The sequence below is a fragment of the Caulobacter zeae genome, assembly GCF_002858925.1.
GTDB lineage: Bacteria > Pseudomonadota > Alphaproteobacteria > Caulobacterales > Caulobacteraceae > Caulobacter > Caulobacter zeae.
This window is the reverse complement of sequence record NZ_PJRS01000022.1, coordinates 301492-318472: the sequence shown is the minus strand read 5'-3', so window position 1 is coordinate 318472 and position 16981 is coordinate 301492. Positions and strand designations below refer to the sequence as shown.

13 protein-coding genes and 1 riboswitch are annotated in these 16981 nt (G+C 72.2%); of the genes, 12 read left to right on the top strand and 1 reads right to left on the bottom strand.

The features are described from left to right. The first annotated feature begins 4 nt into the window (after positions 1-4). The 4 genes from SGCZBJ_RS13025 to SGCZBJ_RS13010 all read left to right on the top strand — a co-directional run bounded on the left by SGCZBJ_RS13025 (position 5) and on the right by SGCZBJ_RS13010 (position 5493). The gene (locus tag SGCZBJ_RS13025) at positions 5-442 is read left to right on the top strand and encodes an NlpC/P60 family protein (RefSeq protein ID WP_101718421.1); all 438 of its coding nucleotides are present in this window, start codon (positions 5-7) and stop codon (positions 440-442) included. Beyond that, positions 442-4182: a baseplate multidomain protein megatron gene (locus tag SGCZBJ_RS13020; RefSeq protein WP_101718420.1), complete on the top strand. Its 3741-nt coding sequence runs from the start codon at positions 442-444 to the stop codon at positions 4180-4182. The genes SGCZBJ_RS13025 and SGCZBJ_RS13020 overlap by 1 nt, the downstream gene beginning before the upstream one ends. An 86-nt stretch (positions 4183-4268) precedes the next feature. Continuing rightward, positions 4269-5207, top strand: coding sequence for a DnaJ C-terminal domain-containing protein (locus SGCZBJ_RS13015; protein WP_101718419.1), 939 nt, complete (start codon positions 4269-4271; stop codon positions 5205-5207). Positions 5208-5292: 85 nt separating this feature from the next. Beyond that, the gene (locus SGCZBJ_RS13010; protein WP_101718418.1) at positions 5293-5493 is read left to right on the top strand and encodes a hypothetical protein; all 201 of its coding nucleotides are present in this window, start codon (positions 5293-5295) and stop codon (positions 5491-5493) included. A gap of 459 nt (positions 5494-5952) precedes the next feature. On the opposite strand, the gene metE is transcribed toward SGCZBJ_RS13010, so the two are convergent. Then, positions 5953-8301: a 5-methyltetrahydropteroyltriglutamate--homocysteine S-methyltransferase gene (gene metE, locus SGCZBJ_RS13005; RefSeq protein WP_101718417.1), complete on the bottom strand. Its 2349-nt coding sequence runs from the start codon at positions 8299-8301 to the stop codon at positions 5953-5955. A 116-nt stretch (positions 8302-8417) separates the two neighbouring features. Continuing rightward, positions 8418-8632: riboswitch (cobalamin riboswitch) on the bottom strand. A gap of 157 nt (positions 8633-8789) precedes the next feature. Here metE and SGCZBJ_RS13000 point away from each other — a divergent pair. The 8 genes from SGCZBJ_RS13000 to SGCZBJ_RS12965 all read left to right on the top strand — a co-directional run bounded on the left by SGCZBJ_RS13000 (position 8790) and on the right by SGCZBJ_RS12965 (position 16838). Further along, positions 8790-9107, top strand: a complete 318-nt coding sequence (locus SGCZBJ_RS13000; protein ID WP_101718416.1) for a PepSY domain-containing protein — start codon at positions 8790-8792, stop codon at positions 9105-9107. A gap of 16 nt (positions 9108-9123) precedes the next feature. Beyond that, positions 9124-9801, top strand: a complete 678-nt coding sequence (locus SGCZBJ_RS12995; protein ID WP_101718415.1) for a response regulator transcription factor — start codon at positions 9124-9126, stop codon at positions 9799-9801. Positions 9802-9817: 16 nt separating this feature from the next. After that, positions 9818-11212 (top strand): sensor histidine kinase, encoded by a 1395-nt coding sequence (locus SGCZBJ_RS12990; protein ID WP_101718414.1) that lies wholly within the window; start codon positions 9818-9820, stop codon positions 11210-11212. 174 nt (positions 11213-11386) lie between these two features. Further along, on the top strand, positions 11387-12718 hold the full coding sequence (locus SGCZBJ_RS12985) for a hypothetical protein (protein ID WP_101718413.1): 1332 nt from the start codon (positions 11387-11389) through the stop codon (positions 12716-12718). 79 nt (positions 12719-12797) lie between these two features. Next, a complete protein-coding gene (gene ccmI / locus SGCZBJ_RS12980; RefSeq protein WP_101718412.1) occupies positions 12798-13910 on the top strand; it encodes a c-type cytochrome biogenesis protein CcmI in 1113 nt (370 codons plus the stop codon). Next, positions 13907-14401 (top strand): cytochrome c maturation protein CcmE, encoded by a 495-nt coding sequence (gene ccmE, locus SGCZBJ_RS12975; protein WP_101718411.1) that lies wholly within the window; start codon positions 13907-13909, stop codon positions 14399-14401. Before ccmI ends, ccmE begins: the two co-directional genes overlap by 4 nt. After that, positions 14398-16380 (top strand): heme lyase CcmF/NrfE family subunit, encoded by a 1983-nt coding sequence (locus SGCZBJ_RS12970; protein WP_101718410.1) that lies wholly within the window; start codon positions 14398-14400, stop codon positions 16378-16380. The genes ccmE and SGCZBJ_RS12970 overlap by 4 nt, the downstream gene beginning before the upstream one ends. Next, the gene (locus SGCZBJ_RS12965; RefSeq protein ID WP_276308957.1) at positions 16377-16838 is read left to right on the top strand and encodes a cytochrome c-type biogenesis protein; all 462 of its coding nucleotides are present in this window, start codon (positions 16377-16379) and stop codon (positions 16836-16838) included. The genes SGCZBJ_RS12970 and SGCZBJ_RS12965 overlap by 4 nt, the downstream gene beginning before the upstream one ends. Positions 16839-16981: the final 143 nt, after the last annotated feature.

The window sequence follows — 16981 nt, the reverse complement described above, 5'->3', positions numbered from 1 at the left end:
GGCGATGAGGGCCCGGGTCGTGAGCGAGGCGCGGACCTGGCTGGGCACGCCCTATCAGCACCAGGCCAGCCTGAGGGGCGCGGGCTGCGACTGCCTGGGCCTGGTGCGCGGGGTGTGGCGGGCGCTGCACGGGCCCGAGCGCGAGGCGCCGCCGACCTATCGCCCCGACTGGGCCGAGCTTTGCGACGGCGAGCCCTTGCTGGAGGGGCTGGCGCGGACGCTGGTCGCCGTCGATCCGGCCAAGGCGCGGCCCGGCGACGTGGTGGTGTTCCGCATGCTCGCCGGGGCGGCCGCCAAGCACTGCGCGATCCTGTCGGCGCAGGAGCCGAGGGGGACGCGGATGATCCATGCCTATTGGGGGCGGGCCTGCGTCGAAAGCTGGCTGGGCCCCTGGTGGCGCGCGCGGCTGGTCGCCGCCTTCTCGTTTCCGGAGCAGCATTGATGGCGCAGATGATCCTCACCGGGGCCGGTTCGAGCCTCGGTTCGCTGGGCGCGATCAGCGCCACCCTGGGGGCGATGGTCGATGTCGGCCTCGCCGCGGCCCTGGCCCCGGCCCGGACCTCGGGCCCGCGGATCGCCGAGCTGAAGCTGACCGGGGCGGCCGAGGGCGCGCCCATGCCGTGCGCGTTCGGTCGGGCGCGGGTGGCCGGCCAGGTGATCTGGGCGGCGCGTTTCCGCGAGCACCGCCGCGAGGCCGGCGGCAAGGGCGGGCGCGTGCGGTCCTATGGCTACAGCCTGTCGTTCGCCCTGGCCGTGGGCGAGGGGCCGATCGACGGGATCGGCCGGGTGTGGGCGGACGGCAAGGTGATGGACATGGACGGGGTGGCCATGCGCGTCCATCGCGGGACGGACGACCAGCTTCCCGACCCGCTGATCGCGGCGGTGGAGGGCGACGCGCCGGCCTATCGCGGCACAGCCTATGTGGTGTTCGAGGACCTGGCGCTGGACGCCTTCGGCGGGCGGCCGCCGCAGCTGTCGTTCGAGGTCTTCCGCCGGCCGGGCGGCGACGGGACGGGTCTGGAGGACCGGCTGGAAAGCGTGTGCCTGATCCCCGGGGCGGGCGAGTTCGTGCTCGCGACCGACGTGGTGCTGCGCCGCGAGGGGCTGATCCGGACGCGGCCTGAGAACCAGAACAACGCCGAGGGACGGGCCGACCTTTTGCTGTCGCTGGACCAGTTGCAGGCGCAGCTGCCGAACGTGCGGCGGGTGAACCTGGTGGTCAGCTGGTTCGGAACGGACCTGCGTTGCGGGTCGTGCGAGATCCGCCCCGGCGTCGAGGCGGCCGACAAGCCGACCGAGCCGATGGCCTGGCGGGCGGCGGGGCTGGAGCGCGGGCAGGCGCGGCTGATCTCGCAGAGCGGGGGCGGCGTGGCCTATGGCGGCACGCCGGCCGACGAGGCGGTGGTGCAGGCGATCGCCGAGCTGAAGCGGCGGGGCTTTGCGGTGACGCTGTATCCGTTCGTGCTGATGGACGTAGCGGCCGGCAACGATCTTCCCGATCCGCACGGCGGGGCCGAGCAGGCGGCGTATCCCTGGCGCGGGCGGATCACCTGCCATCCGGCCCCGGGGCGGGCGGGATCGCCGCACAAGACGAGCGCGGCCGCCGCGCAGGTGGGGGCGTTCTTCGACGGCGAGTGGGGCTTTGCCCGCTTCGTGCGGCACTATGCGGCGCTGGCCGCGCGGGCCGGCGGGGTGGACGGCTTCCTGATCGGCTCTGAGCTGGTGGGCCTGACCCGGGTGCGCGACGCGGCGGGCTTTCCGGCCGTGGCGGCGCTGAAGACGCTGGCCGGGCAGGCGCGGACGCTGCTGGGGCCGGCGACCAGGATCGGCTACGCCGCCGACTGGAGCGAGTATTTCGGATCCCAGCCGGCCGACGGCTCTGGCGACGTGCACTTTCACCTGGACCCGCTGTGGGCCGATCCGAACATCGACTTCGTGGGCGTCGACTATTACCCGCCGATCACCGACTGGCGGGACGGCCAGGAGCACGAGGACGCCCTGGCCGGCTGGGGCGGGCCGCATGACCCGAACTACCTGCGCTACAGCCTGACGGGCGGAGAGGGCTTCGAGTGGTTCTACGCCTCGGCTCTCGACCGTGCGGCGCAGGTGCGCACGCCGATCACCGACGGGGCGCATGGCGAGCCGTGGGTGTTCCGGCCCAAGGATCTGTTGTCGTGGTGGAGTCGCCCGCACCACGACCGGCCGGGCGGGGTGCGGTCGCCGACGCCGACGGCCTGGGTCCCGAAATCCAAGCCGATCCGGCTGATCGAGTTCGGCTGCGGGGCGGTGGACAAGGGCGCCAATGCGCCCAACCTGTTTGTCGATCCCAAGAGCGCCGAGAGCGCCTTGCCGCCGTTCTCGGACGGCGGCGTCGACGCGCTGGGCCAGCGGCGGGCGCTGGAGGCGGTGCTGGCCATGGTGGCAGATGCGGAGGCCAATCCGCTGTCGCCGGCCTATGGCGGGCCGATGATCGAGGAGGCCAGCGCCTGGTGCTGGGACGCGCGGCCGTTCCCCGACTTTCCGGCGCGGGCGCAGGTGTGGGCCGACGCTCCCAACTGGCGGCTGGGCCACTGGCTGAACGGCCGCGCCGGCGCGGCGGGCCTCGGCGAACTGGTCATGGCCGTGGCGGCGCGGGCCGGGGTGGAGATCGATCCCGGCGAGGCGTCAGGCCTGGTTGAGGGCTACGTGATCGAGCGGCCGATGCGCCTGCGCGACGCGCTGTCGCCGCTGACCGAGGCCTTCGGGCTGGACGCGACAGAGCGCGGCGGGCGGGTGCGGCTGGTGTCGCGCTCTGGCCCGGCGCAGGGGGCGCTGGCCGGGGACGACCTGGCCTGGCCCGAGGATCGCCCGGCCCCGGACAGCGCGGCGCGACAGCTGGAGGACGCGGCCGGGGCGGTCCGACTGCGGTTCGTCGACCTGGCGCGCGACTACCAGGCCGGCGGCCTGGTGGTGCGGAGCGGGCCGGGGGCGCTGACCCTGGATGTCGAGGCGCCGCTGGTGCTGACGGCGGGGCAGGCCGGGGCTGTCGCCCGGCGGCGGCTGGACGCGCAGGGCGCCGCGCGGCGCGAGCGGGTGGTGCATCTGTCGCCGCTGGCGGCGCTGCGCTGGCAGGCCGGCGATCGCTTGGCGCTGGACGGCGAGACCTGGCGCGTGGCGCGGGTGGATCTGGACGAGCGGCCGCGGATCAAGCTGCTGCCGGTTCTGCCCGCCGTGGCCGAGGCCGGCGAGATCGACTGGAGCCCGGCCCCGCCGCGTCCGGCGCTGGGGCCGCCGGCGCTGGTGGTGCTGGACCTGCCGCCGCTGCCTGGCGCGGAGGAGGACGCCCGGCCGCTGGTCGCCGTCGCCGCCCAGCCGTGGCGGGCCTTCGACGTGCATGCGGGGGCGGAGGTGGAGGCCCTGCGCGTACGGGGGACGGCGGGCGCCTGCGCGGGCGTGGGGACGACGCTGTCGGACCTGCCGGCCGGGCCGCGCTGCCGGTTCGACCGGGGAACGCGGCTGGTGGTGCGGCTGGAGGGGCGCGCGCCGCAAAGTCGCGGCCGCGCGGCGGTGCTGGCCGGCGAGAACCTGCTGGCGGTGCGCGGGCCGCAGGGCTGGGAGCTGTTGCAGTTCCTGACCGCGCAGATGGTCGGGCCCGATGCCTGGGCGCTGAGCGGCTTGCTGCGCGGGCAGCAGGGTTCGGACATGGCGGCGCTGGTTCCGGCCGGGGCTGCGGTGGTGCTGGTCGACGAGGCCCTGGTCCGCGCTGAGCTCGGCCTGGCCGAACGCGGCCTGCCGCTGGCCTGGCGCGCGGCGCCGACCGGCGGTCCGGCGGCGGGGCCGGCGATGACGGAGGTCGAGGCGGCCTGGCGGGGCGTCGCCCTGCGGCCGTGGTCGCCGGCGCATCTGCGGGCGAAGACGGTTGGCGGCGACACCCGACTGTCGTGGATCCGCCGCGCGCGGGTCGGCGGCGACGGCTGGGAGTGCGAGGTTCCGCTGGCCGAGGCGGCCGAGGCCTGGCGGGTGGAGATCCTCGACGGCGAGACGGTGGTGCGGACGGTGGAAACGGCGGCGCCGGGCTTTGCCTGGACGGCGGCGATGCGGGCGGCCGACCTGCCGGCCGGGGCGGCCGGGGCGCTGTCGGCGAGGGTGGCTCAGGGCTCGGCGACCTGGGGCTGGGGCGCGCCTGCGACGACAGCGCTGTGATATTAATGCAACATTTGGCTTGCGCCCGGCGCGGAACCGCCTAATTGAGGGGCTTCGGCATTTCCGTACTGTCTTGAGGGCCTTCCTTGGCGCGCGACCCCTATCTGGAGCTTGGCGTTTCCCGCGGCGCGAGCGCGGACGAGATCCGCAAGGCGTTCCGCAAGCTGGCCAAGCAGTATCACCCCGACACCAATCCCGGGGACAAGAAGGCCGAGGACAAGTTCAAGCAGGTCAGCGCGGCCTTCGACATCCTCGGCGACGCCGAGAAGAAGAAGAAGTTCGACGCCGGCGAGATCGACGCCGACGGGCGTGAGACCATGCGCGGCTTCGGCGGCGGTGGCGGCGGTCCGTTCGGCGGCGGCTTTGGCCGGGGCGGCGGCTTCGGGCGCGGCGGCGGCGGGGGCGAGGGCCCCGAGATCGACCTCAACGACCTGTTCGGCGACATCCTGGGCCGCAACCGCGGCGCGGGAGCCGGCGGCGGTTTCGGCGGCGGCGGTTTTTCGGCCAAGGGCGCGGACGTGCGCGCGCGGCTCGACATCGACCTGGAAGAGTCGATCAAGGGCGGCAAGAAGCGCGTGGCCTTCTCGGACGGCCGCACCATCGACGTGACCATCCCGGCCGGCGCCCAGGAAGGCCAGACCCTGCGCCTGAAGGGGCAGGGCAGTCCGGGGCGCGGCGGCAACGGCGACGCCTTGATCGAGCTGGCGGTCAAGCCGCACCCGATCTACCGCAAGGAAGGCGAGCACCTGGTCATGGACCTGCCGGTCAGCGTTCCCGACGCGGTGCTGGGCGGCAAGGTCGAGGCCCCGACGCCCGACGGCCCGGTCAACGTGACGGTGCCCAAGGGCGCCAACAGCGGCGCCAAGCTGCGGCTGAAGGGGCGTGGGCTGGCCGACGCCAAGGGCCATCGCGGCGACCTCTACGCCCGCCTGGTCGTCACCCTGCCCGAAACCATCGACGAGGACCTGGAGAAGTTCGCCCAGGCCTGGCGCGAGCAGAAGCCCTACGCGCCCAAGCGGCGGTAGGGGTGGCGGTTCTTAACCATGCCTGGTCAGGTCTGGTTAAGACCTGGCGACCAGATTGCGCGGTGTTTCCAGAAGGGAAGTCGCCGTGCAGGTTTCCGCAACCAACGCCGCCGTCCGCTACGCCCCGCCGCGCCCGGCCGGTTCGGGCGAGGCCGCCGCGGCCATTGTCGACCTGACCCAGCTGGCGGTGGCGCAGACCAACGCCAAGGCGACTCAGGCCGCCGGCGCGGCCCTGGCCCAGGCCACCGGCGAACTGACCGGCGTGCTGGTCGATATCTCGGCCTGAGGCCCAGTAGGCCATTTCCGCGCAAGGGCGGGTGCTGACCAAAACCGACAGTTGCTTGCGACGTCGATCTGGAGGCGGAAGCCGGCCCGGTGGACAACGTCGGTTCGCGACGGGTTGCGGACGTCGAGCGCAACGACCCTCTCTCTAAGAGAGAGGGAGGGGCCCATCGCGTAGCGATGGGAGGGTGAGTGGTTACACCCTCAGCCGGCGTGCCGGTACATCGCCCGCAACAGCGCCAAGATTTCCCAAGGGCTTCGCCTACCCACTCACCCTCCCACGCCTTGCGGCGCGGGCCCCTCCCTCTCTCCATGAGAGAGGGATTTGATGTCGGCCTCCCACCCTTAGCCGACATCAAATCCACCCGCTTCGTGCCGGTTGTCGGTAGCGGATGGAGGCCCCCAAGGGTGAGGAATGACGGGCGGCAAAGGGCGCGCCTCGTGCGGCGCGCCCTCCGTGGCGTCAGGCGCCGACCAGCTGCTCTCGCGCCGCCTTGGCGGCGGCGACCATGTTGGCGAGGGCCGGTTCGACTTCCTCCCACTTGCGGGTCTTCAGGCCGCAGTCGGGATTGACCCAAAGCTGGGCCGGCGAGAGGCGCTGGCCGGCTTTCGCCAGCAGGTCGAGCATTTCGCCGGAGGCGGGGCTGCGGGGGGCGTGGATGTCGTAGACGCCGGGACCGATCTGGGCCGGGTAGGCGTAGGCCTCGAAGGCGTCAAGCAGCTCCATCTTCGAGCGCGCGGTCTCGATGGAGATGACGTCGGCGTCCATGGCGCCGATGGCGGCGATGATGTCGTTGAACTCCGAATAGCACATGTGGGTGTGGATCTGGGTCTCGTCGCGCACGCCGCTGGCGGCGATGCGGAAGGCCTCGACAGCCCAGGCCAGATAGGCATCCCAGTCGCCGCGGCGCAGGGGCAGGCCCTCGCGCAGGGCGGCCTCGTCGATCTGGATGATCGCAGCGCCGGCGGCTTCGAGGTCGACGACCTCGTCGCGGACGGCCAGGGCGATCTGGCGGCAGGTTTCACCGCGGGGGATGTCGTCGCGGACGAACGACCATTGCAGGATGGTGACCGGGCCGGTCAGCATGCCCTTCATCGGCCGGGCGGTGAGGGATTGGGCGTAGGCCCACCACTCGACCGTCATCGGCGCGGGGCGCGAGACGTCGCCATAGAGGATCGGCGGGCGCACGCAGCGCGAGCCGTAGGACTGCACCCAGGCGTGCCTGGTGAAGACAAAGCCGTTCAGCCGCTCGCCGAAATACTGGACCATGTCGTTGCGCTCGAACTCGCCGTGGACCAGCACGTCGAGGCCGATCTCCTGCTGCCAGGCCACCGCGCGGGCGGTCTCGGCGCGCAGGAAGTCGGCATAGTCGGCGTCGGCCAGCTGGCCCTTGGCGTGGGCGGCGCGGGTCTGGCGGACGGCGGCGGTCTGCGGGAACGAGCCGATGGTGGTGGTCGGCAGGGGCGGCAGGTTAAGCCTTGTCTGTTGCAGCACGATGCGCTGCTCGAACGGCGTGGCGCGGATCGCATCATCGGCGGTGACGGCGGCGGCGCGGGCCTGGACGGCGGGATCGTGGATGCGCGGCGAGGTCTTGCGCCAGGCGACGGCGGCGCCCGCGGCGTCGAGTTCGGCGCGAACGGCGGCGCGGCCCTGGTTGAGGGCCTTGGCCAGGATCGCCAGCTCTTCCAGCTTCTGCACGGCGAAGGCCAGCCACTGGCTGACCTCGGGGTCGAGATCGGTCTCGATGGCGAGGTCGAGCGGGGCGTGCAGCAGCGAGCAGGACGGGGCCAGGATCACGCGGTCGGGACCGCGGGCGGCGACAATCGGCTCGACCCGGTCGAGGATGGCCGTCAGGTCGGCGCGCCAGACGTTGCGGCCGTCGACGACGCCCAGTTCCAGCACCAGGCTGTCGCGGGCCAGGGCGACGGCGGCGTCGAGGTCCTGCGGGGCGCGGACGAGATCCAGGTGCAGGCCGTCGACCGGCAGGTTGGCGGCGGTGGCGAGGTTGTCGCCATAGGTCCCGAAATAGCTGGCCAGCAGGATGCGGATGCGCGGGGCGGCGTGGGTCAGGGCGCCGTAGGCGCGGCGGATCTCGGCGCGCTCGAAGTCGGTGAGGTCGAGCGCCAGGCAGGGCTCGTCGATCTGCACCCAGTCGGCGCCCGCCTGGGCCAGGCGCCGGAGCACCTCGGCGTAGACGGGCAGCAGGGAAGACAGCAGCGACAGCGGCTGGGAGTCCCCATTCGGGTTGGAGTCCTTGCTTTTCGCCAGCTTGAGGAAGGTGACGGGCCCCAGGATCACCGGGCGGGTGAAGATCCCCTGCGCCTTGGCCTCGAGGAAGTCGTCGACGACCTTGGTCGAGGTCAGGGCGAAGGCCTGGCCGGGGGACAGCTCGGGCGCGAGGTAGTGGTAGTTGGTGTCGAACCACTTGGTCATCTCGAGCGCCGGCAGGCCGGTGGCCGAGGTCTCGTGGGCGCAGCCGTGGTCGCAGGCCTGGCGACCCTGGGTTCCGCGCGCCATGGCGAAGTAGAGCGGCAGGTCGACCGGACCGCCGGTCCAGCCATAGGCGGCGGGGACCGCGCCGACCATGGCGGCCGTGTCGAGCACGTGGTCGTAGAGCGAGAAGTCGTTGCTGGGCACGTGGTCGACGCCCAGGTGCGCCTGGCGGCGCCAGGCCAGGGCGCGCAGCGTGGCGGCCTCGGTCTGGAGCCCTTCGGCGTCGAGGCGGCCGGCCCAGTGGGCTTCGAGGGCGGTCTTCAGGCGGCGCTGGGGGCCGATGCGGGGAAAGCCGAGGGCGGCGACGGTGACGGTCATTTCTTAGCCTCTGTCTCGATGGTGACGGAGGCTGGACGGGGCGCAGGCGCGCAGGCGCGCGAACGGGATGGCGGACCCGCGCCTGGAACTCGCGACCAGACCGGGCACCCCGCCGGAGGACGTTATCTGTCGAGGCAGGTCTCCTGGCTCGCGGGTCAACGCTGCCGTCCTGGCCTTCCCGGCGCCCCACCGAGTCGAGTTCGGGGCGCCAGTGACACGTATCGGACGGCCGCTCGCCGCTTACAGTTGCGGGGGCAGCGCCGGTTTCACACCGGCTTCCCTCTTAGCTTTGGGCGCGAAACGCCCGCAGACCACGACCCCCTTATCAAGCCTGGGGTCGCGCGCCTTGTCAATTGGGACATAAAGATATCTTTATGTGATCTCCGATTGCGTCGGAGCGTGGCCTTGGCCCGTGACAGGACGTCGCACACCGTTCATAAACCCCGCGTTCAGTCTCCATTCAGCCGTCCCCGGCTAAACCGGACGCCATGAAGCCGATCCGAGCCATACTCGCCGCAGCCGCCATCGTCGCCGCCCTCCCGGGCGCGGCTCTGGCCCAGCGCGGCCCGGACTCCCTGGGCGCCGACTGGCGGGCCAGGCAGGACCAGGCGCGTGGCGGCGTTCAGTCGGGCCGGCTGGTGCCGCTGAGCGTGGTCATAGACCGCATCTCGCGCCGCACCCCCGGCCGCCTGCTCGACGCGGGCCTGGAAGGGCGCAACTATCGCATCCGCTGGGCGACGACCGACGGCCGCCGCATCGACTTCATCGTCGACGCCGAGAGCGGCCAGATCCTCAGCGGGGGCTAAGGAGCTTCTAACCCATATGCGCATTCTGCTCGTCGAAGACGATCCCGACCTGTCGCGCCAGCTGAAGCTGGCCCTGGCCGACGCCGGCTATGCCGTCGACCATGCCGCCGACGGCGAGGAGGCCCAGTTCCTGGGCGAGACCGAGCCCTATGACGCGGTCATCCTCGACCTGGGCCTGCCCAAGGTGGACGGGGTGTCGGTGCTGGAGCGCTGGCGGCGCGGCAGCGTCGCCACGCCGGTGCTGATCCTCACCGCCCGCGGCGCCTGGAGCGAAAAGGTCGCCGGCTTCGACGCGGGCGCCGACGACTACCTGACCAAGCCCTTCCACACCGAAGAACTGCTGGCGCGCCTGCGGGCGCTGCTGCGGCGCTCGGCCGGCCACGCCGCGCCGAGCCTGACCTGCGGCGGCCTGCGCCTGGATCCGCGCGCGGCGCGGGCCAGCGTCAATGGCGAGCCGCTGCGCCTGACCTCGCTGGAATACCGCCTGCTGCACTACATGATGATGCACCAGGGCCGGGTGATCGGCCGCACCGAGTTGGTCGAGCACCTGTACGACCAGGACTTCGACCGCGACTCCAACACCATCGAGGTGTTCATCGGCCGGCTGCGCAAGAAGCTGGGCGCCGACCGCATCGAGACGGTGCGCGGCCTGGGCTATCGGCTGATCCCGCTGGAAGGCGAGACGGCCGGGTGATCCCGCGCGGCGGCGCCTGATGCTGCTCGGCTTCCGCAAGCGTTCGCTCGTCCGGCGGCTGGTGCTGCTGGCGGCCAGCTGGACGCTGATCGTCCTGCTGGCGGCCGGGGCCTTCCTGACCGCCCAGTTCCGCGACGCGGCCATCCGCCGCTTCGACCAGTCGCTGGCGGTGCTGACTGACGACCTCTACGCCGGTTCGGCGGTGGAGGACGGGGTGCTGAAGGCCCCGTTCCTGACCGACATTCGGGCCACGCGCGCCTATTCGGGCCGCTACTGGACGATCTTCGCCCAGCGCAACGGGTCGCTGCGGGCGGTGGAGCGCTCGCGCTCGCTGTTCGACAGCGATCTCATGCTGTCCACCGCCCAGGTGGACCGGCTGACCGCCGACCCGGGCAAGACCCAGTTCTTCGACATGCACGGTCCGCAGGACAAGCCGCTGCGGGCGGCGGCGATCCTGGCGCGGCTGCCTAACTATCCCGATCCCGTGGTGTTCATCGCCGCCGAGGACCGCTCGCCGATCGACGCCGACGCCGACCGCTTCGGCCGGATCACGATCTTCGCGCTGCTGCTGCTGGGCGCGGGCCTGATCCTGGCCATCGTGGTGCAGGTGCGTTTCGGCCTTCAGCCGATCTTCCGCCTGCGCCGCGAGATCGCCGACGTGCGGCGCGGCAAGGCCGAGCGGCTGGCCGGGCCCTATCCGGTGGAACTGGAGCCGCTGGCCGAGGAGCTGAACGGGCTCCTGGCCCACAACCAGGAAGTCGTCGAGCGCCAGCGCACCCACGTCGGCAACCTGGCCCACGCCCTGAAGACGCCGCTGTCGGTGATGCTGACCGAGGCCAGCCAGCAGGGCGGATCTCTGGCCGAGGTGGTCGAGCGCCAGGCCCAGACCATGCGCGAGCAGGTCGACCACCACCTGCGCCGGGCGCGGGCGGCGGCCCGTTCGCAGACCAGCGGCGAGCGCACGCCGGTCGAGCCGATCCTCGACGAGCTGGCCGTGACGCTGGAGCGGATCTTCCAGGACAAGAACGACGGCCGGGGTGTGGAGATCGACTGGCGCTGTCCGGAGGACCTGTGCTTCCAGGGTGAGCGGCAGGACTTCATGGAACTGGCCGGCAACGTCATGGAGAACGCCGGCAAGTGGTCGAAGGCCAGGATCCGGGCCGAGGCCAAGCCCGACGGCGAGGGCAAGATGCTGCTGACCGTCGACGACGACGGTCCGGGCATTCCGCCAGAACAGCGGGCCCAGGCGCTCAAGCGCGGCCAGCGGATGGACGAGCACACGCCGGGCACGGGCCTTGGCCTGTCGATCGTCGACGAGCTGGCGCGGGCCTATGGCGGCTCGGTGACGCTGGACGATTCGCCGCTCGGTGGTCTTCGGGTCGTGCTGTCGCTGCCGCGCGCCGAGGGTTAACGCTACCGGACGCCATCTTTTGGCGAGCGCGCTGTCGCACAGGTGGAGCGTCAGGCCCCGCGACCATTCGCCTTGCCTTCTCGCATTGAAAAAGCAGTGGTTTCGGAAAGTTTTAACCTCGTCCGCAACATGGTTGACGCTGCCAGGACCCCCCCCAGTTCCCGGCGGAGATCCATGGCCGCACTCGCCGCGCAAAAATTGCAGATCATCCGGACGCTGGTCGAGACCGCGCCCGATGCGGCTCTGCGCAGTCTCGAGCTGGCCCTGGCCAACGCCACGGGCGGGGCGCTGTCGACCGTGCGGGCCATCGTCGAGGACGAGACGGCCGACCGCTACGTCCGCAACACCATCCTTTCGCCGATCGCGCCGCTGTGCCAGCCGCGCGCGGCCGACCTGCCCCAATTCCCGCGTCGGGCGCTGGCCCTGCTGTGGATCGCCCTGAAGGCCGAGGCCCCACGCCAGGTGGCCGAGGGCGCGGCGCGCTGCAATCCCTGGGACCTCGACAACGGCGCCCCCGACGTCTTCAACCAGCTGTGCAAGATCGCCGCGCGCGGCCTGCGCGAGCCCACGCGGCCCGAGTTCGAGGCGGTGGGCAAGCTCTGCGACGCGGCGGAACTGGCCGACTATCTCGACCTGTCGGTGATCGTCCGCAACGCGTTGCCGCGGCTGTCGGAGTGGGTCAGCCGGATGAATGGCGAGCGGGCGGCCTCGGCGCGCCTGGCCTATCGCGACGCCTGCGCCATCAGCGGCGACGCGGGACCCCGGATGTTCGAGATGCTGGCCGCGCACCTGCCCGAGCCGTGGCGGATCCTGCGGGTGATCTCGGCGGTGATGGATCGTCCCAACGACCGCTACCTGGCCTCGTCGGAGGTCAAGGCCTTCGGCGAGCGCATGCTGGCCGACATCGAGGCCAGCATCGAGCACGTCCGTGGCTTCGACCTCGCCGGCGGCGAGGCGGCCGGGCGGGAGGCCGCCGCCAGCGCCCAGCGCATCGCCAACCAGCTGACCGAGTTCGAGCAGGCCGTGGACGTGACCAAGGACGGTCCGTGGGGCAAGCGGCTGTCGAAGTTCAAGCAGTCGGCGGCCCAGGCGGCCGAGACGCGGATGAACGCGGCCGACAAGGAGCTGTCCCTGGCCCTGCCGTCGCGGCCGATCTCGATGATGGGCAAGATGGGCGGCGGCAAGGGCGTGCCCAAGCTGGACGCCGCGCCTGACGAGGCCCTGGTGCGCCGGGCCGCGGCGGCCCTGGCCTTCATCGAGGACCTGCGTCCCTGCGCGGCCCAGGCCGGCTATGGCTCGACGCGGACCAAGGCCCTGGAGAAGCTGAACCAGCGCCTGGACCAGTACATCGAGGACTGCCTGCACGTGGCCCGCACCGGCGAGGGCGGCGACCCGCAGATCGCCCGGGCCTATCTCGACATCGCCGCCGGCTACATCGTCCATACGCGCGACGAGAAGACCGCCGAGATCGTCCGCCGCCGCGCCGTTGCGGCCATGGCGGCCTAATCCCTCCCTTAAGAGCGTTTTTTCACTGACGGGCGGCTGCTTCTCCGGCTAACAGCGATCTCATGATCGGTTTCTGGCCATGATAGGCTTCTGGATCGCCGCCGCGGGTCTGTCCGCCGCCGTCGCCGCCCTGGTGCTGCGAGGCGCGGCGCGTGGCCTGGCGCCCGCCGGGGACGATCCGGCCCTGGCCGTGCACCGTCGCCAGCTGTCCGAGATCGACGATCTGGCCGAGCGGGGCCTGCTGGCGGAGGGCGAACTGAAGGCCGCCCGCGCCGAGGCCGGCCGCCGCCTGCTGGCCGCCGCCGACCAGAGCGCGGCCTGGCCCAGGGAGGGCCTTGGTTCGCGCCGCGTGGTGGTGGCCGCCGCGGCCGCCGCGCCGCTGCTGGCGCTTGGCCTCTACGTTGCTGTCGGCGCGCCGGGCGCGCCGGACCAGCCGTTCGCCAGGCGCGTGGCCGAGTGGCGGGCCGGGGATGCGTCCCTGCTGGATCCGCCGCGCATCGTGGCGATCCTGGAGCAGGCGGCTCGCGGCAAGGACGGGGACAATCCCGAGCTCTATCGCAACCTCGCCATCGCCCGCATGGCCGGCGGCGACGCGGTCGGCGCGGCCGAGGCGCTGCGCAAGGCCGTGCGCCTGGCGCCGCAGCGCACCGACCTGTGGACCGCACTGGGCGAGGCCTTCGTGACCAGCGAGGAAGGGCAGGTGGGCGCCGACGCCCGCACGGCCTTCACCGAGGCGCTGAAGCGCGACCCTGCGAACCTGTCGGCCCGCTATCACCTGGCCAAGGGCGAGATCGCCGACGGCAGGCTTGAGGCGGGCCTTGCCGGCTGGCGCGCTGTGCTGGCCGACCTGGCCGTGGACGACCCGCGCCGCCCGGTGCTGGCCGCCGAGATCGACCGCACCGCCAAGGCCGGCCGCCTGGTCGACGCCGCGCCGCAAGCGGCCGCCGCCGGCGAGGTCACCCCCGAGATGATCCAGGGCATGGTCGAGGGCCTGGCCCAGCGCCTGGCCGCCGCGCCCGACGATCCCGAGGGCTGGGTGCGGCTGGTGCGCGCCTATGCCGTGCTGGGCGACGCCGCCCGCCGCGACGCGGCCCTGAAGGACGCTTCGGCGCGCTTCAAGGACCAGCCTCGGGTGCTGGCCGCCCTGCGCCAGGCCGCCGACACCCCTCCCCAGAACCCGACCGTCCGATGAGCCTGCTTCCCAAGTCCCGCAAGGCGCGTCGGCGCCTGACCATCCTGCTGGCGATCGCGCCGGTCGCCACCCTGGCCGTCGGGCTGGCGCTGTACGGCATGCGGGACTCGATCTCGCTGTTCTACACCCCCGCCCAGGCCCAGGAGGCTCACGTGCCCGCCGGCCGCAAGGTGCAGCTGGGCGGGCTCGTCCAGGCCGGCAGCGTGGTCAAGCATCCCGACGGCCTGGTGGAGTTCACGGTCGCCGACCAGAAGGCGACCAGCAAGGTGCGCTACCAGGGCGACCTGCCCGACCTGTTCCGCGAGGGGCAGGGGATCGTCGCCACCGGCGCCTTCGACGAGGGCGGCGTGTTCGTCGCCAAGCAGGTGCTGGCCAAGCACGACGAGCGCTACATGCCGCGCGAGGTGGCCAAGGCCATCAAGGAGCAGGGCGAGTGGCGCGGCGAGGGCGCTCCCCCGCCATCCTACGGTGCGGAGAAGACCGCCAAATGATCGTCGAGTTCGGCGCCTTCGCGCTGGTTCTGGCCCTGGCCCTGTCGGTCGCCCAGACGAGCCTTTCCGCCGCCGGCGCATGGCGGCGCTCGGGCGTGCTGGCCGGGGCGGGACGCGGCGCGGCCCTGGGCGCCTTCGCGGCCCTGGCCTGCGCCTTCGCGGCCCTGATCTACGCCTTCGTCGGCTCGGACTTCTCGGTCGCCAACGTGGCGGCCAACTCCCACACCGCCAAGCCGCTGCTCTACAAGGTGGCGGGGGCCTGGGGCAGCCACGAGGGCTCGATGCTGCTGTGGTGCTTGGTGCTGACCGGCTACGGCGCGGCCGTGGCGGTGTTCGGCGAGCGCCTGCCGCCGCGCCTGCGGGCCTGGGCGGTGGCCGTGCAGGGGGCGCTGGGCGTGCTGTTCCTGGCCTACACCGTCTTCGCCTCGAACCCGCTGACCCGTCTGGTCGATCCGCCGGTGGAGGGCCGTTCGCTCAATCCGCTGTTGCAGGACTGGGCCCTGGCCGTGCACCCGCCGTTCCTCTACGCGGGCTATGTGGGTTTTTCGGTGGTGTTCTCGTTCGCGGTCGCCGCCTTGATCGAGGGCAAGGTCGACGCGGCCTTCGCCCGCTGGGTGCGGCCCTGGACCCTGGCGGCCTGGAGCCTGCTCACCGTCGGCATCACGCTGGGCGCCTTCTGGGCCTATTACGAGTTGGGCTGGGGCGGCTGGTGGTTCTGGGACCCGGTCGAGAACGCCAGCTTCATGCCCTGGCTGATCGGCGCGGCCTTGCTGCACTCGGCCATCGTGCTGGAAAAGCGCGGCGCCCTGCCGGGTTGGACGGTGTTCCTGGCGCTGGCGGCGTTCGGCTTCTCGATGCTGGGGGCGTTCCTGGTGCGCTCGGGCGTGCTGACCAGCGTCCACGCCTTCGCCGTCGACCCGACGCGCGGGGTGCTGCTGCTGACCATCATGGGGATCGCGGCGGGCTTCGGCTTCCTGATGTTCGCGATCCGCGCGCCGAGCCTGAACGCCGGCGGCCTGTTCGCGCCGGTCAGCCGCGAGAGCGCCATCGTGCTCAACAACATCATCCTGTCGGCGGCCACGGCGACGGTGCTTCTGGGCACGCTCTATCCGCTGATCCGCGAGGCCATGGACGGCGAGGCCGTGTCTGTGGGCCCGCCGTTCTTCAACCTGACCTTCACGCCGCTGCTGGTGCTGGCCCTGGCCATCCTGCCGGCCGGGCCGTTGCTGGCCTGGAAGCGGGGCGATGCGCGCCTCGTCGTGCGCCGGCTGTGGCTGGCCCTGCTGGTCGCCGCGATCCTGGGCCTCGTCGCCTACGCCGTGGTCACCCCGCGCAAGGCGCTGGCGAGCCTGGGCCTTGTCCTGGGCTTCTGGCTGATCGGCGGGGCGCTGGCCGAACTCTTCGAACGGGTGGGGGCTTTCCGCGTCCCCTGGGCCGAGGTGCGACGCCGGGCCGGCGGCCTGCCGCGCGGCGCCTGGGGCACGACCATCGCCCATGCCGGTCTTGGCCTCTTCGTGCTGGGCGCCAGCTTCGAGACCGCCTGGAAGGTGGAAAGCGCCCAGGCCCTCAGCGTCGGCGGCAGGATCGAGCTGGGCGGCTATGTGCTGACCCTCACCGACGTCGGCACGCTGGAAGGCCCCAACTACCTGGCCGAGCGCGGGATCGTGCGGATCGAGAAGCAGGGCGGGGGCCTGGTCTGCACCGCCCAGCCCGAGCGGCGGTTCTTCCCCACCGGCGGCCAGACGACCTCGGAGGTGGCGCTGTGCCCGCGCGGCCTGGACGACCTCTACGTCGTCATCGGCGAGCGCCGGGCGGGCGCGAACGGCCAGCCGGCCTGGCTGGTGCGGGCCTATGTCAATCCGTGGGTGCGGCTGATCTTCCTGGGACCGCTGGTGATGGCCCTGGGCGGCGTCGTCTCGTTGTCGGACCGCCGGCTGCGCATGGGCGTCGCCCGGAAAGCCAAGGGAGCGCAGGCGTGAAGGCTTTCCGCACCCTTGCCGTCGTCCTGGCCGCCATGGCCTGCATGGCCGCCGCGTCGGACCCTTCCGAGCGCCTGCCCGACCCGGCCCAGGAGGCCAGGGCGCGTGATCTGTTCAAGGAAGTGCGGTGCCTGGTCTGCCAGAACGAGTCCATCGACGACTCGGAGGCCGCGCTGGCCCGCGACCTGCGTCTTCTGGTGCGCGACCAAGTGAAGCAGGGGCGGAGCGACGCGGAGATCCGCGCGTTCCTGACCCAGCGCTATGGCGAGTTCGTGCTGCTGAAGCCGCCGTTCTCGGCTGGAAACGCGGTGCTCTGGCTTACGCCGCTGGCGGTTCTGCTGGCCGGCGGGGGGCTGATGGTCGCGCTGCTGCGGCGTCGGCGCAGCCCCGAAGCTGCGCCGGAAGCGCTGTCTGCGGAGGAAGAAGCGCGGCTGAAGGGACTGCTCGAGGGCGAATGACACGATTGCGCCCTGATGAGGCCGCAAGAAACGCCGCGAGGATGAAGGAAAGATAATCCTGGAACCGTTGCACGAATTGCTGGTGCAACTAGGTTCTGTTCGAGAACCCGGCGCGGAGCGTCGTGGGTGAGGAAAGACGAAAG